31 protein-coding genes are annotated in these 25,949 nt (G+C 68.5%); 19 read left to right on the forward strand and 12 right to left on the reverse strand.

Annotated features, from left to right (window positions below; all coding sequences use genetic code 11):
- Window positions 1-14: 14 nt before the first annotated feature.
- A complete protein-coding gene (locus tag VPA02S_RS25025; RefSeq protein WP_062366261.1) occupies window positions 15-1,211 on the reverse strand; it encodes a YncE family protein in 1,197 nt (398 codons plus the stop codon).
- A 99-nt stretch (window positions 1,212-1,310) separates the two neighbouring features.
- On the opposite strand from VPA02S_RS25025, the gene VPA02S_RS25030 reads away from it, so the two are divergent.
- The 3 genes from VPA02S_RS25030 (at window position 1,311) to VPA02S_RS25040 (ending at window position 2,940) form a co-directional block, all read left to right on the forward strand.
- On the forward strand, window positions 1,311-1,583 hold the full coding sequence (locus VPA02S_RS25030; protein WP_015866424.1) for a DUF2164 domain-containing protein: 273 nt from the start codon (window positions 1,311-1,313) through the stop codon (window positions 1,581-1,583).
- Window positions 1,584-1,656: 73 nt separating this feature from the next.
- On the forward strand, window positions 1,657-2,082 hold the full coding sequence (locus tag VPA02S_RS25035; RefSeq protein WP_062366262.1) for a hypothetical protein: 426 nt from the start codon (window positions 1,657-1,659) through the stop codon (window positions 2,080-2,082).
- Window positions 2,083-2,142: 60 nt separating this feature from the next.
- A complete protein-coding gene (locus VPA02S_RS25040) occupies window positions 2,143-2,940 on the forward strand; it encodes an enoyl-CoA hydratase/isomerase family protein (protein WP_028256213.1) in 798 nt (265 codons plus the stop codon).
- Between the two features lie 15 nt (window positions 2,941-2,955).
- Here the strand turns inward: VPA02S_RS25040 and VPA02S_RS25045 are convergent, their stop codons facing one another.
- Genes VPA02S_RS25045 through VPA02S_RS25055 form a run of 3 tightly spaced genes read right to left on the reverse strand, consistent with a single transcriptional unit; the run spans window position 2,956 to window position 5,289 of the window.
- Window positions 2,956-4,059 carry a M14 family metallopeptidase gene (locus tag VPA02S_RS25045; protein ID WP_062366263.1) on the reverse strand — a complete coding sequence of 368 codons (1,104 nt, stop codon included), beginning with the start codon at window positions 4,057-4,059 and terminating at the stop codon, window positions 2,956-2,958.
- Window positions 4,060-4,098: 39 nt separating this feature from the next.
- The gene (locus VPA02S_RS25050) at window positions 4,099-4,764 is read right to left on the reverse strand and encodes a glutathione S-transferase (protein WP_062366264.1); all 666 of its coding nucleotides are present in this window, start codon (window positions 4,762-4,764) and stop codon (window positions 4,099-4,101) included.
- Window positions 4,765-4,821: 57 nt separating this feature from the next.
- Window positions 4,822-5,289 (reverse strand): Fur family transcriptional regulator, encoded by a 468-nt coding sequence (locus VPA02S_RS25055; RefSeq protein ID WP_062366265.1) that lies wholly within the window; start codon window positions 5,287-5,289, stop codon window positions 4,822-4,824.
- A 110-nt stretch (window positions 5,290-5,399) separates the two neighbouring features.
- On the opposite strand from VPA02S_RS25055, the gene VPA02S_RS25060 reads away from it, so the two are divergent.
- The 7 genes from VPA02S_RS25060 to VPA02S_RS25090 all read left to right on the forward strand — a co-directional run bounded on the left by VPA02S_RS25060 (window position 5,400) and on the right by VPA02S_RS25090 (window position 10,629).
- The gene (locus tag VPA02S_RS25060; RefSeq protein ID WP_062366266.1) at window positions 5,400-6,071 is read left to right on the forward strand and encodes an alpha/beta hydrolase; all 672 of its coding nucleotides are present in this window, start codon (window positions 5,400-5,402) and stop codon (window positions 6,069-6,071) included.
- On the forward strand, window positions 6,068-6,367 hold the full coding sequence (locus tag VPA02S_RS25065) for a putative quinol monooxygenase (protein WP_015866417.1): 300 nt from the start codon (window positions 6,068-6,070) through the stop codon (window positions 6,365-6,367). The genes VPA02S_RS25060 and VPA02S_RS25065 overlap by 4 nt, the downstream gene beginning before the upstream one ends.
- Before the next feature lie 120 nt (window positions 6,368-6,487).
- Window positions 6,488-8,044 carry a glutamate--cysteine ligase gene (gshA, locus tag VPA02S_RS25070; protein ID WP_015866416.1) on the forward strand — a complete coding sequence of 519 codons (1,557 nt, stop codon included), beginning with the start codon at window positions 6,488-6,490 and terminating at the stop codon, window positions 8,042-8,044.
- A gap of 180 nt (window positions 8,045-8,224) precedes the next feature.
- Entirely contained in the window at window positions 8,225-8,605 is a 381-nt protein-coding gene (locus VPA02S_RS25075; RefSeq protein WP_018906274.1) for a response regulator transcription factor, read from the forward strand.
- 106 nt (window positions 8,606-8,711) lie between these two features.
- Window positions 8,712-9,635 (forward strand): SDR family NAD(P)-dependent oxidoreductase, encoded by a 924-nt coding sequence (locus VPA02S_RS25080; protein WP_015866414.1) that lies wholly within the window; start codon window positions 8,712-8,714, stop codon window positions 9,633-9,635.
- 102 nt (window positions 9,636-9,737) lie between these two features.
- Entirely contained in the window at window positions 9,738-10,169 is a 432-nt protein-coding gene (locus VPA02S_RS25085) for a nuclear transport factor 2 family protein (RefSeq protein ID WP_062366269.1), read from the forward strand.
- Window positions 10,159-10,629 (forward strand): MerR family transcriptional regulator, encoded by a 471-nt coding sequence (locus VPA02S_RS25090; protein ID WP_015866412.1) that lies wholly within the window; start codon window positions 10,159-10,161, stop codon window positions 10,627-10,629. Before VPA02S_RS25085 ends, VPA02S_RS25090 begins: the two co-directional genes overlap by 11 nt.
- On the opposite strand, the gene VPA02S_RS25095 is transcribed toward VPA02S_RS25090, so the two are convergent.
- The 3 genes from VPA02S_RS25095 to bamE all read right to left on the reverse strand — a co-directional run bounded on the left by VPA02S_RS25095 (window position 10,616) and on the right by bamE (window position 12,248).
- Window positions 10,616-10,975 carry an HPF/RaiA family ribosome-associated protein gene (locus tag VPA02S_RS25095; RefSeq protein ID WP_018906278.1) on the reverse strand — a complete coding sequence of 120 codons (360 nt, stop codon included), beginning with the start codon at window positions 10,973-10,975 and terminating at the stop codon, window positions 10,616-10,618. The two genes, VPA02S_RS25090 and VPA02S_RS25095, sit on opposite strands and share 14 nt — an antisense overlap.
- Window positions 10,976-11,074: 99 nt before the next feature.
- Entirely contained in the window at window positions 11,075-11,503 is a 429-nt protein-coding gene (locus VPA02S_RS25100) for a CBS domain-containing protein (protein WP_015866410.1), read from the reverse strand.
- A 145-nt stretch (window positions 11,504-11,648) separates the two neighbouring features.
- Window positions 11,649-12,248 carry an outer membrane protein assembly factor BamE domain-containing protein gene (bamE, locus tag VPA02S_RS25105; RefSeq protein ID WP_062366271.1) on the reverse strand — a complete coding sequence of 200 codons (600 nt, stop codon included), beginning with the start codon at window positions 12,246-12,248 and terminating at the stop codon, window positions 11,649-11,651.
- 172 nt (window positions 12,249-12,420) lie between these two features.
- Here bamE and ylqF point away from each other — a divergent pair, with 172 nt between their 5' ends.
- Both ylqF and VPA02S_RS25115 read left to right on the forward strand, forming a co-directional pair.
- A complete protein-coding gene (ylqF, locus tag VPA02S_RS25110; RefSeq protein ID WP_062366273.1) occupies window positions 12,421-13,392 on the forward strand; it encodes a ribosome biogenesis GTPase YlqF in 972 nt (323 codons plus the stop codon).
- Window positions 13,393-13,427: 35 nt separating this feature from the next.
- Window positions 13,428-13,877, forward strand: a complete 450-nt coding sequence (locus VPA02S_RS25115) for a Fur family transcriptional regulator (RefSeq protein ID WP_018906281.1) — start codon at window positions 13,428-13,430, stop codon at window positions 13,875-13,877.
- An 18-nt stretch (window positions 13,878-13,895) separates the two neighbouring features.
- Here the strand turns inward: VPA02S_RS25115 and VPA02S_RS25120 are convergent, their stop codons facing one another.
- Entirely contained in the window at window positions 13,896-15,524 is a 1,629-nt protein-coding gene (locus VPA02S_RS25120; RefSeq protein ID WP_062366275.1) for a DUF4139 domain-containing protein, read from the reverse strand.
- Between the two features lie 220 nt (window positions 15,525-15,744).
- Here VPA02S_RS25120 and VPA02S_RS25125 point away from each other — a divergent pair, with 220 nt between their 5' ends.
- Window positions 15,745-16,164: a PaaI family thioesterase gene (locus tag VPA02S_RS25125; protein ID WP_015866403.1), complete on the forward strand. Its 420-nt coding sequence runs from the start codon at window positions 15,745-15,747 to the stop codon at window positions 16,162-16,164.
- Here the strand turns inward: VPA02S_RS25125 and VPA02S_RS25130 are convergent.
- Window positions 16,100-17,341 carry an acyltransferase family protein gene (locus VPA02S_RS25130; protein ID WP_062366277.1) on the reverse strand — a complete coding sequence of 414 codons (1,242 nt, stop codon included), beginning with the start codon at window positions 17,339-17,341 and terminating at the stop codon, window positions 16,100-16,102. The two genes, VPA02S_RS25125 and VPA02S_RS25130, sit on opposite strands and share 65 nt — an antisense overlap.
- Before the next feature lie 130 nt (window positions 17,342-17,471).
- Here VPA02S_RS25130 and VPA02S_RS25135 point away from each other — a divergent pair, with 130 nt between their 5' ends.
- The 4 genes from VPA02S_RS25135 (at window position 17,472) to VPA02S_RS25150 (ending at window position 21,863) form a co-directional block, all read left to right on the forward strand.
- Entirely contained in the window at window positions 17,472-18,377 is a 906-nt protein-coding gene (locus tag VPA02S_RS25135) for a LytTR family DNA-binding domain-containing protein (RefSeq protein ID WP_062366279.1), read from the forward strand.
- Between the two features lie 176 nt (window positions 18,378-18,553).
- The gene (locus VPA02S_RS25140; RefSeq protein ID WP_062366281.1) at window positions 18,554-19,756 is read left to right on the forward strand and encodes an ammonium transporter; all 1,203 of its coding nucleotides are present in this window, start codon (window positions 18,554-18,556) and stop codon (window positions 19,754-19,756) included.
- A 72-nt stretch (window positions 19,757-19,828) separates the two neighbouring features.
- Window positions 19,829-20,809 (forward strand): MBL fold metallo-hydrolase, encoded by a 981-nt coding sequence (locus tag VPA02S_RS25145; protein WP_062366283.1) that lies wholly within the window; start codon window positions 19,829-19,831, stop codon window positions 20,807-20,809.
- 118 nt (window positions 20,810-20,927) lie between these two features.
- Window positions 20,928-21,863, forward strand: a complete 936-nt coding sequence (locus VPA02S_RS25150; RefSeq protein ID WP_062366285.1) for a M14 family metallopeptidase — start codon at window positions 20,928-20,930, stop codon at window positions 21,861-21,863.
- A 90-nt stretch (window positions 21,864-21,953) separates the two neighbouring features.
- Here the strand turns inward: VPA02S_RS25150 and VPA02S_RS25155 are convergent, their stop codons facing one another.
- Window positions 21,954-22,244, reverse strand: coding sequence for a nucleotidyltransferase family protein (locus VPA02S_RS25155; protein WP_012748713.1), 291 nt, complete (start codon window positions 22,242-22,244; stop codon window positions 21,954-21,956).
- Window positions 22,245-22,276: 32 nt separating this feature from the next.
- The gene (locus tag VPA02S_RS25160) at window positions 22,277-23,173 is read right to left on the reverse strand and encodes a M23 family metallopeptidase (RefSeq protein ID WP_062366421.1); all 897 of its coding nucleotides are present in this window, start codon (window positions 23,171-23,173) and stop codon (window positions 22,277-22,279) included.
- Window positions 23,174-23,236: 63 nt separating this feature from the next.
- On the opposite strand from VPA02S_RS25160, the gene VPA02S_RS25165 reads away from it, so the two are divergent.
- Window positions 23,237-23,539, forward strand: a complete 303-nt coding sequence (locus VPA02S_RS25165) for a hypothetical protein (RefSeq protein WP_244883751.1) — start codon at window positions 23,237-23,239, stop codon at window positions 23,537-23,539.
- Between the two features lie 56 nt (window positions 23,540-23,595).
- Here VPA02S_RS25165 and VPA02S_RS25170 read toward each other — a convergent pair whose 3' ends face one another.
- Entirely contained in the window at window positions 23,596-25,410 is a 1,815-nt protein-coding gene (locus tag VPA02S_RS25170; RefSeq protein WP_062366289.1) for a glutamine--tRNA ligase/YqeY domain fusion protein, read from the reverse strand.
- Between the two features lie 134 nt (window positions 25,411-25,544).
- Here VPA02S_RS25170 and VPA02S_RS25175 point away from each other — a divergent pair, with 134 nt between their 5' ends.
- The gene (locus VPA02S_RS25175; RefSeq protein ID WP_020610606.1) at window positions 25,545-25,895 is read left to right on the forward strand and encodes a hypothetical protein; all 351 of its coding nucleotides are present in this window, start codon (window positions 25,545-25,547) and stop codon (window positions 25,893-25,895) included.
- The last annotated feature ends 54 nt before the right edge of the window (window positions 25,896-25,949 follow it).

The raw sequence follows: 25,949 nt of genomic DNA on the forward strand, positions 1-25,949 counted from the left end.
GGTGGTGGGTTGCGTCAGTGCGACATTGTCCCGCGCATTGCGGCCGGATGGCCCTGCAGCGCAAACGACTTGCCCGTGGGCACCAGCGTGTCGCCATCCACGCGCAGGATCGTGATGTCCTGGTCGATGAAGTTGCCCACGTAGAGGTACTGGCCGTCGGCGCTCCACACCGCGCCTTCGGGCAGGCCGCGCACCACCACCTCGTTGGCGCGCGTGACCTTCTTGCCGTCGATCTTCAGCAGCACCACCGACCCGTTGCGGTTGTAGAAGTAGGCGTTCTTTGCCGAGTTGCTGCCGCGCAGGATCACGGCCACCGCATGCTTGCCGGTCGGGCTCACGGCCAGGCCCTCGGGCCCGTCGCCGACCACCACCTTGTCGACCACGCGCGGCGGCACCGCCTCGAGGTCGATCACGCTCACCGTGTCGACCTGTCCGTCCGATGCGCCGGAGTTGCCGTTGTCGGCCGTGAGCGCGAGCTTGCCGTCGGGCGTCACGTCGACGTTGTAGGGCCACAGGCCCGCCGCGAGGTCGACCTTGTTGTAGCTGACCTTCTCGCCGTTCACCTCCAGCAGCGCGATCTTGTGGCTGGTGAACTTGGCCGCCAGCGCGCGCTTGCCATCGGGCGTGAAGCGCACGTGCGCCACCGAGTCGCCCATGGCGACGGTGTCGATCAGCGTCACCTGCTTGCCCGCGATGCGCAGCACGCTGACCGAGTTGTCGGCGCGGTTGGCCACCAGCGCGAGGTTGCCGGCGCGGTTGATCGACAGGCCCGAGGGCTGCTTGCCCACGGTGAGCGTGTCGATCAGCCTGGGCGGCGTGGTGCTCAGGTCGATCACGAACAGGCGGTTGTCGGGCACCTGCCGGCGCACGCCGTTCTCTTCCACCACGTTGAGCGAATTGGCCACCAGCGCCAGCGTTTCGCCGGGGGTGATCGCGAGGTTGACGGGCGGTCCGGCGATGGTGTTGTCCAGCTGCAGGCTGCCGACGAGCCTGGGCGCGAGCGGATCGGTGCCGATGTCCAGCACCTGCACCGTGTCGCGCCCCATCGGCGCGAGGATCACGGCGCCGGCGTCGCTCCACGACTGCTTCTCGTCGTTGGCGACCAGCATCAGCTGGCGCTGCGCCGTGGCGGGGGTCAGATTGGTGCAGCCCGAAACCGCGGCGAGTGCGGCCAGGGCAAGGGTCGCCAGTGCGGCGGGGCGAAACTTCATGGGGCGGTCTCCGTGTTGTATGTTGTTGTCGTGCCGGCCCTGGGGCCGCAGCGCATGGTAGCGGCACAATCGATCGATCCACCAGCGAGAGCCGCACGCATGACCATCGAAATCTCCAAGGAAGCCCGCCAGCAGGCCATCGCGTCGATCGAGCGCTACTTCAACGAGAACATGGAAGAGAAGATCGGCAACATCGCGGCCGGCGCGCTGCTCGGCTTCTTTCTTGAAGAGGTCGGCCCCATCGTCTACAACAAGGCCGTGGCCGACGTGCAGGAGCGGCTGCAGTCGCGCATCTCGGAGGTCGACCTCGAAGTGCACGAGGACGAGTTCCAGTACTGGCGCAAGTTCGATCGGCAGAAAAAGAGCCGGTAGCCCGCGCCAGGCGTCGTGCGCACGCATCGCCCGGCGTTCAAAGATGCTTCCAAACGTTGCAAAATCCCAAGCCATGCAACCACACCGTCCCATTTCGCGTTCTGCGCCTTCCTCGCTGCTGCGCACCCTTGCCGCCTTGCCGCTCGTCCTGGCCGCTTCCCTTGCGGCCGCCCAGCAGGACCCGGCGTCGTTCCCGCTGGATTCGGTCGGCTACCTGAACGAGGAGCTGCCGCGCATGGAGGCCGCCATCGCGGCCAGGGACCGCAGCTTCTTCCACGGTGCGATGGCCCGCACGGTGGAGTTCTCCGAGCGCTGGGGCTTCAAGGCGCAAGCCAATCCCGACCTGGCCAAGTACCCGATGTGCACCGAGGCGGTGATGGACTACGTGGTCGTCGGCATGTGCAGGCTCAATCCCGCGAGCGATGGATGCGAGCCCGGGCTGGCGCCGCGCTTCGAGGCCAATGTGCAGCGCTGCCGCGAGGTGGCGGCGCGAAAATAGGCGTCCCGTCCTTCGACGCAAAAGCAAGTCCCCGCATGCGATGCGGGGCGGAGACACGCCATGGAATACACACGCTACCAGACCCTTGCCATCACGCGCCGCGGCGCCCATGGCGCGGTGCTCGACATCCAGATGCGCGCGGCCAACGGCAAGCTGCCCACGGCCGGCCACGACGGCCACCGCGAACTGGCCGAGATCTGGCGCGACGTGGCGGCCGACGACACGGTGCGCTGCGCGGTGCTGCGGGGCGAGGGGCTGGGCTTCTCGGGCGGCGGCGACCTGGCCATGGTGCAGGACATGACCACCGACGACGCGGTGCGCCAGCGCGTCTGGAAAGAGGCGCGCGACCTGGTCTACAACATCATCAACTGCGACAAGCCCATCGTGAGCGCCATGCACGGCCCGGCCGTGGGCGCGGGCCTGGTGGCGGGGCTTTTGGCCGACATTTCGATTGCCGCCAGGGACGCGAAGATCGTCGACGGCCACACGCGCCTGGGCGTGGCGGCGGGCGACCACGCGGCCATCGTCTGGCCGCTGCTGTGCGGCATGGCCAAGGCCAAGTACCACCTGCTGCTGTGCGAGCCGGTGAGCGGCGCGGAGGCCGAGCGCATCGGCCTGGTGTCGCTCGCGGTGGACGAGGCCGAGCTGCTGCCGCGCGCCTACGAGGTGGCCGACCGGCTCGCGGTCGGCAGCCAGAGCGCGATCCGCCTGACCAAGTACGCGCTCAACAACTGGCTGCGCCAGGCCGGCCCGGCCTTCGATGCCTCGCTGGCGCTCGAATTCATGGGCTTCGCGGGCGCCGACGTGCGCGAGGGCGTGGCCTCGCTGCGCGAACGGCGCGCGCCGAACTTCGGCTGAAGTCCACTCGCCGAATCAGGCCTTCTTCAGGCCCTGCAGCGTCTGCAGCAGCACCACGCGCGTCTGGCCGAGCACCATGCCCTTCCATTCGTCGTTGTCGCAGTAGAAGGCATCGCGCAGTTGCTGGCGGATTTCGCGCCTCTGCGCTTCGGGCGCCTCGGGATGGCGCCGCAGCCAGGTGTCGGCGCGCAGGCGGGTCAGCACCTCGCTGTCGGGCAGCGTGCCGAACTCCAGGCCCATGGGCGCGATGCTCGCATCGGGGCACTCGTCATAGGCAATGGAGACCACCGGCCCCGACACGTCGGCCGAGGCCGAGTCGCCGGCAAAGGGCGCGAACACGTCGGCGCCCCACCAGGCATGCGCCTGCGCAAGGTCGGCCGGCGCATTGCGGCCCGGGTAGATCTTCTCGCCATGGCCGTAGGGGCCGAGGCCGGTGTGGATGTCGATCCAGCCGATGTGCGTGGCCGACGCGGCATAGCTGCGCAGGATGGCGCGCATCGTGCGGTTGCTCCAAGAGGGCGCCGTGCCGCCGTAGAACAGGCCGTCGGGCGAGCTGTACTGGCCCCGCGTGACGGCCGCGCGGAATGCGCGCATGCCGTGTTTTTCGATGTAGGCCGCCATGGCGGCATCGTCGGCGGCAGTGGGCGGCCAGCTGGCGGGCAGCACCAGCGGCTCGACCTCGGCGTACTCCGCATTCACCGGCAGCGGCGCGCCGAAGTCGATGTGGTTGCGGTTCAGGTCGATGTTGTCCTCGTTGGTGCGGTGCAGGTGCGAGAAGCCGTGCGGATTGACCGCATGCACCAGCAGCAGCGCCACGCCCGCCTGGTGGAGCCGCCCCAGCAGGTCGGCGTCGTGCAGCGTGGCAAGCTGCGCGCCCGAGCCGCAGAAGCCCTCGGGGCCGTGCGTGCCCGAGGTGACGAGCAGCAGCTTCTTCGCATCCCTGGCGCCGATCAGCGCCACGTCGGTCGCCAGCTCCTCGCCGAGCGCGCCGCGGTGCGTCGGCAGCACGAAGGATTCGACCGCGGCGCCGCGCATTGCCGCGGCATCGAGGAACTTGGCGCGCGCCTCGGCGTACGTGCCCGAGAAATGGCGGGTGGCGGCGGTGGAGGGGGTGTGCATGGGTGAGGGGCTCCTGTGCGTGGATGTAGGGGAGTGCTGTCAGGCCGGCGGGTAGGCGGCGCCTGCTTCGCCCGAGGCCCAGGGCGCGTACTTGTGCATCGCGCGCTCGAACAGCGGCGAGGTCGTCCAGCCCGCGAGCCAGGCGCGCAGCAGTGGCCAGGGCTGGCTTTCGAACCATGCGGGCTCGACCATCGCGAACTGCCGCACGAAGGGCATGACGGCGGCATCGGCCAGCGCCGCGCGCGCGCCGAAGAGCTGCGGCCCGGGGCCATTGGCGAGCCGGGCTTCCAGCTCCAGCAGGAACTGCGCACCCAGTTCGCGCGCAGTGCCGGCGGGCGCGTCCGCGAAGCGGCCCGGGTACTTGTAGCGGTCGAGCTGCGGCTTGAAGTGGTTGTCGCACGCGGCCACGAGCGCGAGCATGCCGTCGAGCGCGCCTGCCTCGGGTGCGAGCCAGCGCAGCGGATCGTTGCGGCGCAGCGCCCACAGCATGATGTCCAGGCTTTGCTCCAGCACGGCGGCATCGGGCAGCACCAGCACCGGCACCGTGCCCTTGGGCGAGGCGGCGAGCATGTCGGGCGGCTTGTTCTTCAGCACCACTTCGCGCAGTTCGCAATGCTCACCGCTGGCGGCCAGGGCGAGCCGGGCACGCATCGCGTAGGGGCAGCGGCGAAAGCTGTAGAGGATGGGCAGGCGAGGGTCTTGCATCGAGCGCAGGAGTCTATGCGCGCAACCTGGCCGCATGGGTGCCTGGCGCCTGCTCCCTCAGCCCCTGCATTCCCCGCAGGTGCCGTGCAGCGTGAGCGCGGTGTGGCGGGTGTCGATGCCCTGCTTGCGCAGCTCGCGGCCGAGCCGGCTCATCACCTTGGGCAGCTCGGGATCGGAGGGGAGCGCGAGCACCTTGTGGCACTGGTCGCATTCGAAGGTGTTGCCCGAGGCGGCTTCCACATGGCGCGAAAAGCGGTTGACGCGGTCCGCACCCACGCGGCGGTCGCACAGGCCGGCGTCGACCAGGCGGTCGAGCACGCGGTACACCGTGACGCGGTCGGGCGCCTCTCCGGTGGCCGTGGTGTAGGCGGCCACCACGTCGTCGTGCGTGAGCGGCTGCGAGGCGTGCTCCAGCAATTCGAGCACGGTTTGCGCGGCGCGCGTCACGCGCAGCCCGCTGCTGCGCAGCAGGGTTTCGCTGTCGGGCGCCGCGGCGGCGATGGGAGGCTTCGGATGCGGGCTCATGGGTTTTCCGTGGAACCGGCATTGTGTTGCATTCCGTGAGCCCGCGCCCTGGGCCGCCCGAATGCGCTAAGGTCTGGTTTTTCGCGTTTTTTGAATACCTTCTACCGACCATGTCCAGCTCCCCGATCGAAATCGAGACCGCTCCCAATCCCACCGCCACTGTCATCGTGATGCACGGCCTGGGCGCCGACGGGAACGATTTCGTGCCGATTGCCAACGAGCTCGACCTCTCGAGCGTGGGCCCGGTGCGCTTCGTGTTTCCCAATGCACCGGTGATCCCCGTCACCATCAACGGCGGCTACCGCATGCCGGCCTGGTACGACATCGCCGTGGCCGACCTGGTGGCGCGCGAGGACGAGGCGGGCCTGCGCCGCTCGCAGGCCGCGATCGAGGCGCTGATCGCCAGCGAGAAGGCCCGCGGCATCGCGGCCAACCGCATCGTGGTGGCGGGTTTCTCGCAGGGCTGCGCCATGGCGCTGATGACGGGCCTGCGCCACACCGAGCGGCTGGCCGGCATCGTCGGCCTCTCGGGCTACCTGCCGATTGCCGCCACGACCGCGGCCGAGCGGCATGCGGCCAACCACGACACGCCGGTCTTCCTGGCCCATGGCCGGCAGGACCCGGTGGTGCCGCTCGAAGCGGCGCTGCGGTCGCGCGACGCGCTCGCCGCGCTGGGCTATCCCGTCGAGTGGCATGAGTACACGATGGCGCACTCGGTCTGCATGGACGAGATCGCCGACCTGAACCGCTTTCTTCTGCATGTACTGGAGACAAAAAAATGATCCTCGTCATCGGACACGCCATGGCGAAACCCGAAACCCTGCAGGCGATGCTGGCCATCAGCGTGGAGCACGTGCTGCGCTCGCGCACCGAGCCCGGCTGCATCTCGCACGAGGTCAGCGCCGACGTGCAGCAGCCGCTGCGGCTGAGCTTCGTCGAGCGCTGGAGCGACATGGCGGCGCTGAAGGCGCATTTCCGCGTCGAGGCGTCGCGCGCCTTCGGCAAGGCGCTGGCCGCCATGGCCGACGGCACGCCGCAGATCTCCATCTACCAGTCGGAAGAAATCGAGCCCGCATGAGTCAAGCTATCAAAACAATAGCGGCGCGCAGCATAGCGGATGGCGGGATTCCCTGCACGAGCAGCGCCCGCGCGGCCGTGCTACCTTCCAGCCCCTCAGAGATTGACGGGTCATAACAATATGAGCAGCAGATTGCAGGAGAGGCTGGGTGCGCTCTCAGCCGCGCGGTTGAAGGGCATGCGGCGCGGCATCGAGAAGGAAAGCCTGCGCGCGCTGCCGGACGGCAAGCTCGCGCTCACGCCGCACCCGCTGGCCCTGGGATCGGCGCTGACCCATCCGCACATCACCACCGACTTCAGCGAATCGCAGCTCGAGCTCATCACGGGCGTGCATGCCAGCGCCGAGTCGGCGCTGGAGGAGCTCACGCGCGTCCACCAGTTCACCTACCGCGTGCTCGACTCGCTCGGCGACGAGCGCCTCTGGGTCTCGAGCATGCCCTGCGGCCTGCCGACCGACGAGACCATTCCCATCGGGCGCTACGGCTCCTCGAACGTCGGGCGCGCCAAGAGCGTCTACCGCATGGGGCTGAGCCACCGCTACGGGCGGCGCATGCAGACCATCTCGGGCATCCACTACAACTGGTCGCTGCCCGACGTGTCGAGCGAACAGTATTTCGCGCTCATCCGCAACTTCCGGCGCCATGCCTTCCTGCTGCTGTACCTGTTCGGCGCTTCGCCCGCGCTGTGCTCCAGCTTTGTCGCGGGGCGCCCGCACGAGCTGCAGCCGCTGGGCGACGGCAGCATGTTCATGCCGCACGGCACCTCGCTGCGCATGGGGCGCCTGGGCTACCAGAGCGACGCCCAGGCCTCGCTGGCCGTGAGCTACAACAGCCTCGAGGGCTACGGCGCCTCGCTGCAGGACGCACTCACGCGGCCCTGGCCGGCCTACGAGGCCATCGGCATCCGCAACCTCGGAGGCGACTACAACCAACTGGCCACCAGCCTGCTGCAGATCGAGAACGAGTTCTACGGCACCATCCGCCCCAAGCGCGTGATCCACTCCGGCGAGCGCCCGCTGCATGCGCTGCGCGAGCGCGGCGTCGAATACGTCGAGGTGCGGCTGATGGACCTCGACCCCTTCGAGCCCGTGGGCATCAATGCCCAGACCATGCGCTTTCTCGATGTGTTCCTGCTGCAGTGCCTCCTGAGCGACAGCCCGGCCGACACGCCCCAGGAAATCGCCGAACTGGCCCACAACCAGCACCTCACGGCGGCGCGCGGACGCGAGCCGGGCCTGCAGCTCTTGCGCGGCGGCCGCGAAGTGGGCCTGGCCGACTGGGGCATCGAGCTGGTCGAGCAGTGCCGGCCCATCGCCGCCGCGCTCGACGCCGCGAGCGGCGGCACGCAGCATGCCGATGCGGTGCACGCCGCACTGGCCGCGCTGCAGGACCCCGGCAGCCTGCCTTCGGCGCGGGTGCTGGCGGCGGTCGAGGAGCAGCACGGCAATTCCTTCATCGGCTTCGTGCGCGCCCAGGCGGAGCAGACCCGCGCCACGCTGCTGGCGCTGCCGTTCTCGGCCGAGCAGCAGGCCGAATTCGAGCGCATGACCGAGGAATCGATCCAGGAGCAAAAGCGCATCGAGGCCGCCGACACCATGCCTTTCGAGATCTACCGGGAGCAGTACGTGTCCCCCGCGCGCCTGGGAATCGGGCGCGGGCGGGTGGCCGTCGCGGCCTGAGCGCCCGGCGCGTCCCACTGCCACACGGCCCGCCTGACGACAGGCGCGAAGCGCGATGGCCTACAGGCATTGGCCGGCATCGCCCACCGTGGCCGCCGCTGCCGGGGCGACCATGGGCGGCATGCAACCCGCCAGTTTCAGATTTCGACTCCGGCCCCTGGTTCGGCCGGAGATTGCGGCATGACTTTCAAGGCCTACCTTGTCGAGGACAGCCCGCTCATTCGCGAAAACCTCGTCGGCTTCCTGCACGACGTGGCCGACGCGGACGTGGTGGCCTGCGCCAGCAGCGAGGAAGAAGCCGTGCACTGGCTCGACCATCACCGCGACGACTGGGACCTGACCATCGTCGATCTTTTCCTGGAGCACGGCAACGGCCTGGGCGTGGTCCGGGCCTGCCGCCACCGCGCGGCCAAGCAGAAGGTCGTGGTGCTGAGCAACTACGCCACCTCCGAGATGCGCCAGCGCTCCGCGCAGCTGGGCGCCGATGCCTTCTTCGACAAGTCCGCCGAGCTCGACCAGCTGGTGGCCTACTGCGAAACGCTGCGTCACGCGCGCGACTGAGCCCGCTTCCGGGTGGTCCCGCCGGGACGCCTTTCTGGGGTAAAACGCCACGCGGCCGCCGTGGCGGCCTTCGGCACACCCATTCCCAAGGAAAGAAAGCAGCGAGATGAGCAACAGCACCATCGACTTCAAGGGCCGAGTGGCCATCGTGACCGGAGCGGGCGGCGGCCTGGGCCGCCAGCATGCGCTGGCCCTGGCGGCGCGCGGCGCCAGGGTGGTGGTCAACGACCTGGGCGGCGCCCGCGACGGCTCCGGCGGCTCGGTGAGCGCGGCACAGGCCGTGGTGGACGAAATCGAGGCCGCGGGCGGCGAGGCGATGGCCAACGGCGCCTCCGTCACCGATTTCGAGGCGGTGCAGGCCATGGTGAAGCAGGCGGTCGACGCCTGGGGCCGGGTCGACATCCTGGTCAACAACGCCGGCATCCTGCGCGACAAGAGCTTTGCGAAGATGGAGCTCGCCGATTTCAAGCTGGTGGTCGACGTGCACCTGATGGGCGCGGTGAACTGCACCAAGGCCGTCTGGGCGCTCATGAACGAGCAGAAATACGGCCGCATCGTCATGACCACGTCGTCGTCCGGCCTTTATGGCAACTTCGGCCAGAGCAACTACGGCGCCGCCAAGCTTGCGCTGGTGGGGCTCATGCAGACGCTGAGCATCGAAGGCGCAAAGAACGACATCCGCGTCAATTGCCTGGCGCCGACCGCGGCCACCCGCATGACCGAGGGGCTGATGCCGCAGGAAGTGCTGGACGCGCTCAAGCCCGAGGCCGTGGTGCCCGCCATGCTGGTGCTGGCGGCCGAGAACGCGCCGAACCGCACCATTCTCTGCGCCGGCGCCGGCACCTTCGAGGCCGCCCACATCACGCTGACGCAGGGCGCCTGGCTCGGCATCGGCGCGGACACGCCCGAGCAGCTGGCTGCGCGGCTCGCCGAAGTGACTTCGCGCGAGGGCGAGATCGTGCCGCAGAGCGGCTCGGCCCAGGGCAGCAACGAGGTCGGCAAGGCGATGGCGAACGCCCGCAAGGGCTGATCCGCCATCCGGTCCATGGCCGCTTGACCTCGAGTGCACTCGAGCATTTCCAATGGATTCACCGGGCCTTCCGGTTCATTCATCCATCCGGGGAAAGCAGCCATGAACACGACAGACGACAGCAGGGCGCTGGTGCAGCGCATCCATTCCGAACTGGACCAGGGCAACGGCCAGTTCTTCATCGACAGCCTGGCCGACGACGCCCGCTGGACGCTCGAAGGCAGCACGCCGTGGTCGCGCACCTACACGGGCAAGGCCGCGATCCGCGAAGAGCTGCTCAAGCCGCTGTTCGCGCAGTTCGCGGGGCCCTATGTGAGCAGGACCGAGCGCATCATTGCCGAGGGCGACCGGGTGGTGGTGCTGTTCAGCGGCGACGTGCCCACCCGGGCCGGCAAGCGCTACAACAACCGCTACTGCTACATCTATCGCATCGAAGGAGGCAAGGTGAAAGAGCTGACCGAGTACTTCGACACCGCGCTGGTCGAGCGGGCGCTCGAGGCGCCGCCGGCTGCGGTTCCTGCCCATGCCGGCTGAGGGCGGCACCCCATTCCACATCGGCGAGCTGGCCCAGCGCACCGGCCGCACCGTGCATGCCATCCGCTGGTACGAAACGCAGGGCCTGGTGCCGGGCGTGGTGCGCGACGAGGGCGGGCGGCGCCTGTATGGCGAGCTGCACGTCGGCTGGCTCGACCTGATGGACCGGCTGCGCCGCACCGGCATGTCGATTGCCGAGATGCGCGAATACACCGCGCTCGCGCTTCAGGGCAAGGCCACGCTGCGCCAGCGCCGCGACCTGCTGGCCGCGCACCGCGCGCGCGTGGCCGAGACCATCGCGGATTGGAACCAGGCGCTGTCGCTGGTCGAGCGCAAGATCGATTTCTACGACGACTGGATGCAGAGCGGCCACAGGCCGCCGCTGCTGCCCGCCGAAGCGCCGCGCGCGCCGCCGCCCGGGCAGAAAAGGCGCGGCGGCCGGCCGCCTACTCCGCGATGAAGCCCGTGTCCTTGCGGATCGAATCGCGGTCGCGGTGGTTGTTCAGGCGGCCCAGCGTGTTGTCGAGCAGGCGCTTGAGCTTGTCGGCCGCGCCGCGGAAGGCCTCGTCCAGGGTGGTGGCGTGCTGGGTGACGGCCAGCGGCTGGTGGTGGGCCAGGCGTGCTTCCATCACGCAGCACTTGTCTCCGCCGCCGGCCTTGTCGTGGTTCTCGTCGCTCAGGTGCACTTCGACGCGGGTGACGTCGTCGACGAAGCGGCCCAACTGCTGCTTGATTTCCGCGTCGGCCCAGCGCTCCAGCGCATCCTTGTTGTTGACGCCGTTGCTCGTGTTGACCTGGATCTGCATTGTCTTGTCCCTGATGATGGATGAACGAAGCCCTACTGTGCACCCTGAACGCCCCGGGTACGCGTAGCGTGTTCCCCAACCCCCGGGACGAGGCGGGATTCAGCTCTGGATATAGGTCGTGAGCTGCGCGATGGTTTCCTCGTGGTCGGCAATGATGTCGTCCATCAGGTCCTGGATGGAGATCATGCCCACCACCTTGGCGCCGTCGACCACCGGCAGGTGGCGGAACTTGCGCTGGCTCATCAGCGCCATGCAGGCGCGCGTGCGGGTCTGCGGGGTCACGGTCATCACGTCGGGCGTCATGATCTCGGAGACCTTCATCTCCTTGGAGTTCTTGCCCTGCAGCGCCACCTTGCGGGTGTAGTCGCGCTCGGACAGGAAGCCCACCAGCCGGTCGCCGTCCATCACCATCAGCGCGCCGACCTCGAAGCGCGCCAGGGTGGCCAGCGCATCGAACACGCTGGTGTCGGGCGAGGTGCGCCAGGCCGCGGAATCGTGGCGCTTGAGCAGTTCGGAGACGGGTTTCATCGCGGTAGCTCCATCAAAAAGTTTGGCTCGGGCCGGCGCGTCCATGCGCCGCACTCGGTCAAATGATAGGGGCGGAACCGTCCCCCGCGATGCAAAAACCTCTAGGGGATTGCGCGCGCCGCACCGCGACGCGCGCTGAAGCGAACTAAGGTGTTGCTGCGAGCACGCGGCTGAGCGCCACCGGGTCGCCCACCACGGCCTTGACCAGGCCCTTGTCGTCGAAGCTCACCTGGTACTCCGACCAGCTGTCGCGCCAGTAGCGCCAGATGGGCGCATCGAGGCTGGGGTTCTCGCTGGCCACCGGGTAGCCGATGGCCATCAGCACCTGTTCGCGCGTCATGCCGGGCGCCACCTTTCCGGCCATGATGGCGTCGCGCACGGCGGGTGCGAAGGCCGCCATCTTCTGCTTCGGGTCCTGGGTCACCACGTAGCGCTGCGCGAAGTCGATCAAGGTGATGTTGCGGCTGTAGTCGTTCTTGATGCGCTGGGGCTTGCCCGCGAGATCGAGGTTGAACCAGCGGAAGTCGTAGCCCGTGATGCGCGCCGGCGTGCCCACGGCCACGATGCTGGTGCCCTGCTCGTCGTAGTTGATGTCGCTGATCGAGTTGCCGTAGGTGCGCATGTTGCAGCACAGGTAGCCGCTGACCAGCGGGCCCGGCGGCGGCGAGGGACGCTGGGCATGGACGACGGTCGCGGGAACGACGGTGGCTGCCAGCAGGGCGGCAGCGGCAAGGCGCTTGAACATGGATTTCCCTCGTATTTATTGAAAGTGGCTGCGCATGCAGCGCGCGGATTCTAGAGGGCGCGGTGCGCCCGGGCACAGGCAAAATGGGCCTGCGCAGCTACACAAAGCCCACAATGCGCACCGGCCTTCGGGCCAACCTTCCCCCACAGAGCGAAAGAAAGAACATCCATCGATGGCGATCCAGTGGTTCCCCGGGCACATGTACACGACCCAGAAGGCCATCACCGAGCGGGTGAAGGACATCGACGTGGTCATCGAGCTGCTCGACGCGCGCCTGCCCGGCTCCAGCGCCAACCCGATGCTGGCCGAACTCACCTCCGGCCGGCCCACGCTCAAGGTGCTCAACAAGCAGGACCTGGCCGACCCGGCGCGCACGGCGCTCTGGCTTGCGCACTACAACGCGCTGCCGGCCACGCGCGCCATTGCGCTCGACGCGAGCCTGACCACGCCCGCGCAGGCCATCGTGCGCGCCTGCCGCGAGCTTTCGCCCAACCGCGGCGGCATGGCCAAGCCGATGCGCGTGCTGATCTGCGGCATTCCGAACGTCGGCAAGTCGACGCTCATCAACACGCTCACCGGCAGCCGCAAGGCCAAGACCGGCGACGAGGCCGGCATCACCAAGCTGGAGCAGCGCATCACGCTGGCCGACGACTTCTACCTGTGGGACACGCCCGGCATGCTGTGGCCGCGCATCGTGGTGCCCAAGAGCGGCTACAACCTGGCGGCCAGCGGCGCCGTCGGGCGCAATGCCTTCGACGAGGAAGAAGTGGCGCTGGAGCTGCTCAACTATCTGAAGACGCACTACGCGGCAGGCATCACCGAGCGCTTCAAGCTGGCCGAGCTCGATGCCGCGGCCATTGCCGCCATGAAGGACGAGGAAGTGCTCGACGCCATCGGCCGCAAGCGCGGCGCGCTGCTGGGCAAGGGCCGCGTCAACCTGCAGAAGGCGGCCGAGATCGTGATGCACGAGTTCCGCGCGGGCAACCTCGGGCGCGTCACGCTCGAGACGCCCGAGGAGTTTGCGCAGTGGCTCGCCGAGGGGCTGCGCGCCGATGCGGAGCGTGCGGCCAAGAAGGCCGCGCGCGGCAAGAAGCGCAAGCCGGCTGCCGAATCGGCCGAGGGCGAAGGGCCACGGCCGGACTGACCGGCTGGAGGCCACCCGCCCACTATCATCGAGCCATGCAACGCCTCACGCGCCAACGCAACGCGGTCTTCTCGGCCTTCAGCGACACCGGCCTGGTGCTGACCGCACCTGAAATCCTCGAGCGCGCCCGCGCCATCGTGCCCGAGATCAGCCTCTCCACCGTGTACCGCCAGGTCTCCATGCTGCTGGCCGACGGCGAGATCGCCAAGGTCGAGCTGCCCGGCGAGCCGGCGCGCTACGAAGTGGCCTGCAAGCCCGATGCGCACCGCCATTCGCACCAGCACGGCCAAGAGACCGACCACCACCATCACTACTTCCACTGCAGCAGCTGCGGGCAGGTCTTCATGCTGCATGCCTGCCCCGGGCCCATGACCGACCTGGTGCCCAAGGGCTTCCAGGTGAAAAGCCACGAAGTGACGCTGCATGGCGTGTGCGCGGCCTGCGCCGGTGCCGCCCGCAAGGCGCGGTCGCCCAAGGCCCACTGACGCCCGGCGGCAGGCAGGTCAGCGCATCTGCAGGCGCGCGTCCTTCGGGTAGCTGATGCTGTAGTCGGCCGCGACGCGCGCGGTCTTTCCGGGCTCCAGGTCGAAGCGCCACATGGCAAGCCCGGGCTGCTTGTTCCAGGCCAGCTCGCCGGGCTGCGGCGAGAACTGCGCAGCCACGCGCACCTGCTCGTCGACCGAGACGGGGGCCGCCTCGAGCACCTGCACCGCGATCGGCGTGCGGTGGCGGTTCTCCACCACGTAGGCGCGCTGCACCTTGCGCTCGGCGCGCGAGCCGGCAAAGCCGCCGGTGCCCTGGCTGTCGTTCTCGGGCTCGGCCTGCACGCGCACCAGTTCGTCGCGGCCGAAGGAGAGCGTGAGCCTGGCGTCGCTCGGCGCGCTCCACCGGCCGCTGCCGACGAAGTTGCCGTCGCGGTAGAGCTGCAGCGCACCGGCCGGCCATACGCCGGCCGGCTGCGCGAGCTCGGCCACCAGGAACGCGCTGGCATCCACGCGCGGGCTGGTGCGGGCCGCGAGCTTGGCCGTGTCTTCGTGCTGGCCCAGCGCCAGTGTCACGCGCTGGCCGCTGGAGGGCACGTCGATGCTCTGCGGCACCGCGAATTCGGTGGCAAAGCTGTTGTCGAACACGTTCACGTCGAACAGGGGCTCCGTGGCCTCGGCCATGGCGCGCCGGTCGGCGGATGCGGCGGGCGCGGCGGGCGCCGGCGCCATCATCGCGGCCATGCCCCCCTGGACACGCGGCGGCGGCTCGATGCCGATGCGCCACGCCGTGGGCGTGCGGCCCGCGGTTTCGCGGCGCGGCTGGCCGGTGGAGAGCACCAGCTTCACGCCGCGCCAGTCTTCGCCCGTGGCCTGCGCCACCAGCGCCTGGCGCTCGATGCGCACCTTGCTCGTGGCGGTGTCGAGCAGCGCGCGGTAGCTGGGCGTCCAGCCGGGGCCGGCGACCTGGTAGCTCAACTTCACGTCGGCATCGGCGCTGGCGGCCAGCGTCACGGTCACGGCCATCACCTGCGCGCCGTGGCCTTGCGAGCGCTTGCGTTCGGCCAGCAGCGGATTGAGCTGCCGGTCGATGTCGGCCTGCCTGCGCTGGATCTGGTGCTGCTTGAGCAATGAGTCCTGCCCGGTGCGGCGCATCGCCTCGGCCATGGCCGCGAGGTTGCGTGCATCCATCGGCGCGCGGGCGCCCTGGGCCGATTCGCCGCTGCCGCCCGAGAGGCCTTTGAGGTAGCCCGTCACCATGCCGAGCGCATCGGTCTCGGCCTGCAGGGCGGCCTTCTGGTCTTCGAGTTCGCGGATGCGGCCGTCGAGCGCGCTGGTGGCGCAGCGGGGCGACAGTTCGCGCGCCTCGCTGAGCACCGAGGTCTCGCCCACGCGCACCGATGCGCCGGCCGACACCTGGAGGCTCTGCACGTCGAGACTCGCGGGCAGGCAGGCGAAGGTGACCGACCGGCTGCCGGCCGCCACCCGCGCGACGCGCTCCACCGTGGCGCTGCCGGGATAGACCTTGACCTGGGTGATGCGCGAGTTGTCGGCTGCGGCTTGCGCATGGGCGCCGGCGCTCGCCGCCAGCCAGGCAGTGGCGGCGAAGGTGGCACGGAGAAGAAAGAAGGCGGAGGAGGGTGCTTGCATGGAGAACCTTCGGAAGTGGATGGGTGGCTTGTCTCCACTCATACGGCCGGGCTCGTCCAACGGGGTTAAGCCATCGCGAAGTTTTTTGAGGCGGGCGTTGCTGTCGCCAACGCAACCGCGGCGCCGCGGCCGGTCGCGCGCGCGACGAGGCATGGCGGCTGCGCTTCGTAGAGTGGCTCGTGTGCATCGCCCGTGCATTTCCGCTCCAAGGAGACCTTCCATGCTCGACACCATCCAGGCCATCAACAAGACCGCTGCCTTCAACCGCTGGGCCGGCTTCGAGGTCACGCGCGCCGCCGACGGCGAAGCCGAATTGCGCATGCAATGGCGCGAGGAAGACATGGGCCAGTACGCCGGCTTCCTGCATGCCGGGCTGATCGGCGCCATGCTCGACACCGCCTGCGGCTTCGCGGCCGCCACGGTGGCGGGCCGCGTACTCGCCTCGCACTTCTCGGTGAATTGCCTGTCGCCCGCGCTGGGACGTGCCTTCATCGCACGCGGCAAGGTGGTGAAGGCGGGGCGCAAGCAGGTGTTCACCACCGCCGAGCTCTATGGCCAGGGCGATGGCGACAGCCTCAAGCTCGTGGCGACGGGGACTGCCATCCTGGTTCCGGTGGAAGCGCCTCCGCCCGCAAAGTGACTGCGGTCTTGGCGCTGGCGCGCCGGCGCTTGAGCCCGAACAGCGGCCGCAGCCCGTTGAAGCGGCGGATCAGCCCGTCGTTGAGCAGCCAGCAGCCCACGATGGTCAGCGCGACCAGCAAGGCCGGCTCCAGCACCGGCCCCAGCGCGAGCGGAGCCAGCAGCGCAACGCCCGCGATGATCAGCGTCTGGTGCAGCACGTACCACGGGTACACCGACTCGTTGGCCCAGCGCAGCCAGGGCCACGGACGGTTCAGGTGGCGGTGGCCGTGGCCCAGGATGGTGGCGACCGCCAGCCACAGGTAGAGCATGCGCAGGGCGTCCATCGGTACGCCGGAGGGCGGGCCCTTGGCGCCGAGCCGCAGCACGATGAAGGTGGCGATCGCCGCCGCGGCCAGCGCCAGCGACACCCGCCGCAGGCGTTCCAGTTCGCGCCACACGCCCGTGTCCACGCCCATCCAGTAGCCGTAGAGGAACACGGTGAAGTAGATGCTGTGCAGGTGAAAGTCGCGGACCAGGTTGTGCGTGGGCGGAAAGTGCCGCGCCAGCAGCATCGTCCAGACCAGCAGCGGAAGCGCCGGCAGGAGCAGCAGCTTCCAGCCGCGCAGCCCGTTGAATCGGCGGCGCATCCACTGGCCGGCGGGTGACCGCCACAGCGGCAGCGTCAGCGCGATGAGCGCCGTGTAGCTGAACAGGTAGGGCAGGTACCAGAGGTGGTTCCAGGTGATGCCGAACTCCGCGCCGTCGAAGGCCGCCTTCGGCCACGGATCGCCCATCGAAAGATAGCGCAGCAGGAAGGCACCGAAGCCCGGCGCCACCAGGCCGCTGGCCACGCCCTGGGCATAGGCCTGGTAGGGCACGACCACCGCCATGCCGAAGGCCAGCGGCAGCATCAGCCGCACGCCGCGGCTGCGCAGCAGGCTCCAGGTGCCTTGGCTGCGGCTCAGGAAGCCCAGCGACACGCCCGAGACCAGGAACACCAGGTCCATGCGCCAGAGGTTGAGCACGCGCATCGGCCACTGCAGCCATTCGGCCGCATGCGGGCTCTTGAGGTGCCAGGGCCAGTCGGCCACGTAGTACATCGCCACGTGGTACAGGATGACCAGCAGGAAGGCCAGCGCGCGCAGCGCGTCGATGTCGTGCCGCCGGTCGGGCGGGGGGGCTGGGGTTGTGCTCATCGGCCGATGGTTGCGTCCACCCGCCGCGCGTGGCCTGCCCGCGGGACGGATCGCGGGCCTTTTGTGACGAGCGGTGCCCTGCAGGGACGAAATTCGCCCGCCGGGTGCGGGGATCGCGAGAATCCCGGGCATGGCAGATTCCCGGAAGAACCTGTACGAGCGCTACGAACCCATCCGCCGCCGCGTGGAAGTGGGCTTCTGGATCGTCTTCATGGCGCTGCAGGCGGTGTTCAACACCACCGTCGCGCTGGTCGACGCCCGCGACCGCGCCGTGCCGCGCGCCGCCTGGGAAATCGTCACCTGGGAGGTGTCGAGCCACCTCGTGCTGCTGGCGCTGGTGCCGGCGGTGGTGGCCATCCAGCACCGGCTGTCGCCGCTCGCACGCACCCACCTGTTGCGCTACCTGGGCTGGCACCTGGCCGCCAGCGTGGTCTTCAGCGTGGTGCACGTGGCGGCGATGTTCGCGCTGCGCGCGATGGTCTACGCGGCGGTTGGCGAGCGCTACGACTTCGCGGGCTGGACCGGGCGCTGGGGCTACGAATACCTGAAGGACGTGCGCGCCTACCTGTCGATGGTGTTCGGCATCTGGGTGTACGGCGTGTTCATGCTGCGGCTGCAGGGCGAGGCGCGCGTGCTCGACCCGCCCGAGGCGGCGGCGGCAGCGCCGGCCGAGCCCGCCGAAGCCCATCGGGCAGCCGCGCCGCCCGCGCGCCCCGAGCGCTTCCTGGTGCGCAAGCTGCGGCGCGAGTTCCTCATTGCCGCGAGCGACATCGACTGGCTCCAGGCCGAAGGCAACTACGTCGGCCTGCACGTCAACGGCCACGACTACCTGCTGCGCGCCACGCTCACCGATTTTCTGGCGCAGCTCGACCCCGCCCATTTCGTGCGCGTGCACCGAAGCCACGCCGTCAACCTCGGCCGCATTAAGGAAATCGAGCCGCTCGACGGCGGCGATGCCCGGCTGCACATGCACGACGGCAGCACGGTGCCCTGCAGCCGGCGCTATCGCGACGCCTTGCGCGCCGGGGCGAGCTGACTGGGGCGGTGCGTCGATTCGTCCTGTTCCGGTGCGGCTCTGCACTGAGAAGGCTCATTTCCCTCCGTGACGCACCACTAGAGAGCCTTCAGGCACCATTTTTGCTTTCTTGCGGCGCTGCCCCGAGCAATTCGGGTGCATGCACCAATTCAAACCAAAAACTGCAAGAAGCTCCAATGGACGCACTCAAACAGGGCGCAGACGCGCTGTTCATTCTTCTCGGCGCGATCATGGTGCTGGCCATGCATGCCGGTTTCGCCTTTCTGGAACTGGGCACGGTGCGCAAGAAGAACCAGGTCAATGCGCTGGTCAAGATCCTGGTCGACTTCTCGGTCTCGACCATCGTGTACTTTCTGGTGGGCTATGGCGTGGCCTACGGCACCCACTTCTTCGTGGGCGCCACCGAGCTCGCAGCCAAAAGCGGCTACGAACTCGTGAAGTTCTTCTTCCTGCTCACCTTCGCGGCGGCCATTCCGGCGATCATCTCGGGCGGGATTGCCGAACGCGCCAAGTTCTGGCCGCAACTGATCGCTACCGCGGTCATCGTCGGCTTCGTCTATCCGCTGTACGAGGGCATTGCCTGGAACAAGGCCTTCGGCATCCAGGCCTGGATCGCTTCGGCCACGGGCAGCGAGTTCCATGACTTTGCCGGCTCGGTGGTGGTGCACGCGGTGGGCGGCTGGCTCGCGCTGCCGGCCGTGCTGCTGCTGGGCGCGCGCCGCAACCGCTACCGCGGCGACGGCTCGCTGAGCGCGCATCCGCCGTCGAACATTCCTTTTCTGGCGCTGGGTGCCTGGGTGCTGTGCGTCGGCTGGTTCGGCTTCAACGTGATGAGCGCGCAGAGCATCGACAAGATCTCCGGCCTGGTGGCCGTCAACTCGCTCATGGCGATGGTCGGCGGCACGCTGGTGGCGCTGGCCCTGGGCAAGAACGACCCCGGCTTTGTCTACAACGGCCCGCTCGCCGGCCTCGTGGCCGTGTGCGCGGGTTCCGACCTGATGCATCCGCTGGGCGCACTGGTGGTGGGCGGCGTGGCCGGGGCCATCTTCGTGGTGATGTTCACGCTCACGCAGAACAAATGGAAGATCGACGACGTGCTCGGCGTCTGGCCGCTGCACGGCCTGTGCGGCACCTGGGGCGGCATCGCGGCGGGCATCTTCGGCACCCGGGCGCTCGGAGGCATCGGCGGCGTGAGCGTCTGGGCGCAGCTCATCGGCACCTTGATGGGCGTGGCGTGGGCGGCGCTGGCCGGAGCGGCGGTGTACGGCGCGCTCAAGGCGACGATGGGGCTGCGGCTCACGCAGGAAGAGGAATACGACGGCGCCGACCTGTCGATCCACCACATCTCGGCGACGCCGGAGCGTGAGGTGAACTGGTAGGCCGGGTTCCTGCAGGACCGGCCTGCCTGGGCTATTCTCGGCGCCCCTTACAACCGCCGAGGAGTAGACCCCATGACAACAACAACACCCGCTCGCTGGCTGCGCCGCGGCGTCGCCGCACTGGCCGGCAGCCTGCTGATGCTTTCGTTTTCTTCCACGGCGCAGGCCGGCGCTCCGCAGGTCAAGACCCAGGCGCCGGGCTTCTACCGCACGATGCTGGGCGACTTCGAGGTGACGGCGTTGTTCGACGGCACCATCGACCTCGAGCCCAAGAAGCTGCTCACCAACACCACGCAGGCACAGGTCGGCAAGCTGCTCGATCGCGGCTTCGAGAAGGACACCGTGCCCACCTCGGTGAACGCCTATCTCATCAACACCGGCAGCAAGCTGGTGCTGGTCGACACGGGTGCCGGCGGCCTGTTCGGCCCCACGCTCGGCAGCCTGCAGGCCAATCTCAAGGCCGCGGGCTACCAGCCCGAGCAAGTCGACGACGTGCTCATCACCCATATGCACGGCGACCATGTCGGCGGCCTCGTGCAGGACGGCAAGCTGGTGTTCCCCAACGCCACCATCCACGCCGGGCAGGAAGACGCCGACTTCTGGCTCGACAAGGCCAACCTGGAGAAGGCTTCCGCCGAGATGAAGGGCTTCTTCCAGGGTGCGATGGCCTCGCTGAACCCGTATGTGGAGGCCGGCAAGTTCAAGGGCATGAAGGGCAACACCGACCTGGTGCCCGGCATCAAGGCCGTGCCCGCCCATGGCCATACGCCGGGCCACAACATCTACCTGGTCGAGTCCAAGGGCCAGAAGCTGGTGCTGTGGGGCGACCTGATGCACGTGGCCGCCGTGCAGTTTGCGCAGCCGCAGATCACCATCTCGTTCGACGTCGATTCGAAGCCGGCGGCGGCGGAACGCAAGAAGGCCTATGCCGATGCCGCCAAGGGGCGCTACCTGGTCGGCAGCGCGCACCTGCCGTTCCCGGGGCTGGGCCATGTGCGGGCCGAAGGCAAGGGCTACGTCTGGGTGCCAGTGGATTACCAGCAGGTGCGATAGACAGCCGGCCGGCCGGCTGAAGCTTGAACGGCGCGGGCAGGTGTTGCCGCGCCAGCAGCACGAATGTGCGCGCTGTAGCAAACTCGCCCGACCGCTCCGCTCCACACTCCACGCCAACATGACCCAAGCTCCCCCCGCCCTCGAAGTCCTCCCGCGCGATCTCTCCGCCTACCGCAAGGGCAACGTCGGCATCGACTACGTGCACCGCTTCGAGTCCGGCAAGCCGGGCCCCCACGTGCTGATCAACGCGCTCACGCACGGCAATGAAATCTGCGGCATGACCGCCGCCACGCACCTGCTCGACACCCAGGTGCGTCCGAAGATCGGCACGCTCACCGTGAGCTTTGCCAATGTGGAAGCCTACGAGTCCTTCGACCAGGCGCTGCCCTTCGACAGCCGCCAGCTGGTGCACAACCTCAACCGCATCTGGTCGCCCGAATGGCTCGACGGCACCGAGGACAGCCCCGAACTGCGCCGCGCCCGCGCGCTGCGGCCGGTGGTGAGCGCGGCCGACCACATCCTGGACATCCACTCCACCAGCCAGCCGGTGATTCCGTTCTGGGTGTATCCCGCCTTCGAGCGCAACGCCGAGGCGGCGCTGGCCATCGGCCGTCCGTCGGTGCACCTGGTGATGCCCGACGGCCTGGGCTCCGGCACGCCGCTGATCCAGCATGGCCGCCATGGCCTGCCCGATGGCAAGGGCGTGGCACTGGTCGCCGAATGCGGCCAGCACTTCCTGCGCTCGGCCTCCGAGCTGGCCACCGCCATCTCGCTCGACTTTTTGGCGCACTTCGGCCTCATCGACAAGGACCCCGCCGCGCCGGCGCCCGGCCCGCAGCGCCGCTTCGAGCTGCTGCAGACGCACGTCATCAAGTCGGAAGAGTTTGCGTTCGTGCGCCCGCTGATCGGCTTCGAGACCTTTGACAAGGGCGAGCTGATCGCCACCAACGGCCCGGACGAGATCCGCGCGCCCTGCGACGAGTGCACGATCTTCATGCCCGCGCAGCGGGTGATCGTGGGGCGCGAGGCGGTTTATTTGACGAAGCCGATCTGAGCCAGCGATGGAGCCCTCAAGGCTCCATCAATTTCGAAATCTGTTCGCGAAGTGATGGCAGATCCACAAGACGCTGCGGATCACCTCGGCTCATACCGGCACCGCCTCGCGCAGCACCTGATCGCGGAACTTCGGCGGCAAGCCGTTGGGCGTGAGCACGTCGACTTCCATGCCAAGAAGGGCCTTCAACTCGTGCCTGATGGCGCCGATGTCCATGAGAGTGGTCTGTTCCGTAGGTTCGACCAGCAGATCGAGATCGCTGTCGGGTCCGTCTTCTCCACGCGAAGCCGAGCCGAACACTCTCACGCTGCTGACGTGATGACGCAGTGCGATCTCGCGGATGCGGACGCGGTGCTGTGACAGAGCTTCAGAAGGACGCATGGGGCGCAGTGTAGTGCGGCTGCGGGTTCAATTCACGCCGCAACGAACAACGCCGGATCCACCATCGCCCGATTGAGCATCACGGACCAATGCAGATGCGGTCCCGTCACGCGCCCGGTGGCGCCCACGGCGGCGAGCTGCTCGCCGGTCTTCAGCACGTCGCCCACTTTTGAATCGATGCGGCTCAGGTGGCAATACATCGTGAGCAGGCCGCCGCCGTGGTCGAGCCACACCGTGCCGCCGTTGAAGAAGTAGTCGCCGGTGTCGATCACGCGCCCCGGCAGCGGCGCCAGCACGGGCGTGCCGGTGCCGGCCGCGATGTCCATGCCGCTGTGCGGATTGCGCGACTGGCCGTTGAACACGCGGCGCAGGCCGAAGGAGCTGGAGCGGCGGCCGGGCACGGGCACGCGCATCTGCAGCGCAGCGTCGGGCCGCAAGTCGGTGAAGGTGGCCATCACGGTGGCGAGGTGCGCGCGCTCGCGCTCGTAGCGTGCTTCGTCCTCCGGCGACAGGTCGACGGTGCGCGGCGGGACCGTGAGGCGCTGCTCGCGGTATTGCTTGGGGCTCACGGTGTAGGCGATCTGCTTTTCGTTGCCGCCCTCGGTGCGCACGGCGATGCTCGCCTCGCCGGGCACGGCTGCGAGCGGAATGCCCACGAGCGCGGTCCACTCGATGGCGTCGCCCACCACCAGCAGCGGCAGGTCGCCCGAGAAGGCCTGCGGGCGCCTGGCCGCCGGACCGAGCGACAGGCGGCCCACGCCGCCCGGCACCTGGGATGCATGCGGCCAGACCTCCGGCTGCTTCTTTTTGGCCGAGGGAGCCGCCGCAACGGCGCGCGCCGAGGCCAATGCCACGAGGCCGAAGGTGCCGAGCAGGGCAGAGCGGCGGCCGAGGCCGGATGGAGCGGAGTCGGGAAGCGAGGGATGCATGGCGTTGAACTCGAGGCTTGCGAAGCGAACAAACAAGGGCGCAGCGAACACAAAGGAACGGACATGAACATCCGAGCACTGGGCCGATGGGGCTTGATGGTAAGCGCGGCCGCGCTGGCTGCCGGGTGCAACAGCACCGCGATCCGTGTAGGCGGCGCGCCCGAGGCGAGCATCAAGAACTGCGTGGCCGCGGCCTCGCGCGAGTTTCGCGTGCCGGCGTCGAGCGTCGTTGCGGACAAGGGCACGACGCCGCGCGACGGCGTCTACACGATCAACCTGAAGATCGGCGCGCAGGGACGAACGGCGCTGTGCACGACCGATGAGAACAGCGCGGTGTTGGGCGTGGTCTACAAGCGGGCGCAATAGGCAATAAAAAACCGGCGCTATTGCGGCCGCCGGTTTTGTACGAGCAGGGGGCGGTCTTACTTGCCCCAGCTGTCCCGCATGCCCGCAGCGCGATTGAACACGCGCTTGCCGCCGGCACTCGCCTTCGCATCGAGCACGAAGTAGCCGTGCCGCTCGAACTGGAATGCCGCACCGTCCTGCGCCTTGGCCAGCGACGGTTCGACATACGCGGAGCAAACCTCCAGGCTCGCCTTGTTGAGCTCGTCGAGCAGCTCGCCGCTGCCCGGATTGGCCGCCGCAAACAGCCGCTCATACAGCCGCACCTCGGCCTCGACCGCATCGGCCGCAGCCACCCAGGTGATGTTGCCCTTCACCTTGATGGCGTCCGCGCCCGGCGTGCCGCTCTTGGTGTCGGGCACCAGCGTGGCCTGCACTTCGACGAGCTTGCCGCTCGCGTCCTTGGTGCCGCCGGTGCATTCGATGACGTGGCCGTACTTCAGGCGCACCTTGTTTCCCGGGAACAGGCGAAAGAACCCCTTGGGCTGCACTTCTTCATAGTCGGTGCGCTCGATCCAGACCTCGCGGCCGAGCTTGAATTCGCGTTTGCCCATTTCGGGGTGGTGCGGATGCACGGGGGCGGAGCAGTCGTCGAGCACGTCGTCGCCGCCCATCAGTTCGCCCCAATTCGTGATCACCAGCTTGACCGGGTCGAGCACGGCCATGGCGCGCGGCGCGATGGGGTCGAGGGTGTCGCGCAGCGCGGCTTCCAGGCTCGCGTAGTCGATCCAGCCGCCGGACTTGGTGGTGCCGCTGCGTTCGCAGAACAGGCGCAGCGCCTCGGGCGTGTAGCCGCGGCGGCGCAGGCCGGCCAGGGTGGGCATGCGCGGGTCGTCCCAGCCGTCGACGTGCTTTTCCTCGACCAGTTGGCGCAGCTTGCGCTTGCTGGTGAGCACATGGGTGACGTTGAGGCGCGCGAATTCGTACTGGCGCGGATGCGGGCTTGCGATGAGGCCGCCTTCGGCCAGGCGGTCGAGCAGCCAGTCGTAGAAGGGGCGCTGGTCTTCGAATTCCAGCGTGCAGATCGAGTGGGTGATCTGCTCGAGCGCGTCCTCGATGGGATGCGCAAAGGTGTACATCGGGTAGATGCACCACTTGTCGCCGGTGTTGTGGTGGGTGGCCCGGCGGATGCGGTAGAGCGCCGGGTCGCGCATGTTGATGTTGGGGCTCGCCATGTCGATCTTGGCGCGCAGGATGGCGGCGCCATCGGGCAGCTGGCCGTCACGCATGGCGCGGAAGCGGGCGAGGTTTTCTTCCGCGCTGCGGCTGCGGAACGGGCTGTCGGTGCCGGGCGTGTTGAAGTCGCCGCGGTTGGCGCGGATTTCCTCTGCGCTTTGCTCGTCCACATAGGCCAGGCCGGCGCCGATCAGGTATTCGGCGGCCCGGTACATGAAGTCGAAGTAGTCGCTTGCGAAGTATTCGTGCGGCTGCAGGGTGCCGGGGGCCGTGGGGCGGTCGGCCAGGTGGGTTTCGTAGCCGAGCCACTGGACGGCGTCGCGGATGGAATCGACGTATTCCTGCTCTTCCTTCTCGGGATTGGTGTCGTCGAAGCGCAGGTGGCAGACGCCGCCGTATTCCCTGGCCAGCTCGAAATTCAGCCAGATGCTCTTGGCGTGGCCGATGTGCAGGTAGCCGTTGGGCTCGGGCGGAAAGCGCATGCGCACCTTGGCCGGGTCGGGCATGCCCTGGGCGTGATGGGCGGCGTCGCCGGGCGAGCCACCCCATTTGCGGCCAGAATAGGCCCCCTGCGCAAGGTCGTTTTCGATCACGTGGCGCAGGAAATTGCTCGGTGCAGCGGCTGTTTTTGCGCTGTCTTTGTCGGTCGGGGAGGTCATTGCGGCATTCTAGAACGCACCCCCTGCCGGTTACCTTTGGCTACGTTCTTCACATTGCGGCGGGCAACCGCTTTGCATTTGGCGCGTTCAATACACACATGGGCGGGAAACGCCCCAACAAGGAGTCCAACATCATGAGCCTCACACGTTCAACCTTCTTCAAATGGGCCGCCGCGGGTGTCGTGGCAGCCGGTGCATTGTTTGCGGCCACCTCGGCCAGTGCCCGTGGCGACGTGAGCTGGTCGGTCGGCGTGGGCCTGCCAGGGGTTGCCGTGGGTGTGGGCGCTCCGGCCTACTACCCGGCGCCGGTCTATACGGCCCCCGCGCCGGTGTATTACGACGCGCCGCCGCCCGTGTACTACCGTCCGCCGCCGCCGGTCTACTACCGCCCGGCCCCGGTGTACTACGCGCCGCCGGCGTACTACGGACCGCCGCGCTACTACGGTCCGCGCGGCTACTACCACGGCCATCGCCACTGGCGCTGAGCGGCTCCGCAGGCGGCAAGCAGCCGCCGGATGAAAAAGCCGACCTCCCGGGGT

Origin of the sequence: Variovorax paradoxus NBRC 15149 (assembly GCF_001591365.1) — a bacterium.
GTDB classification, from domain to species: domain Bacteria; phylum Pseudomonadota; class Gammaproteobacteria; order Burkholderiales; family Burkholderiaceae_C; genus Variovorax; species Variovorax paradoxus.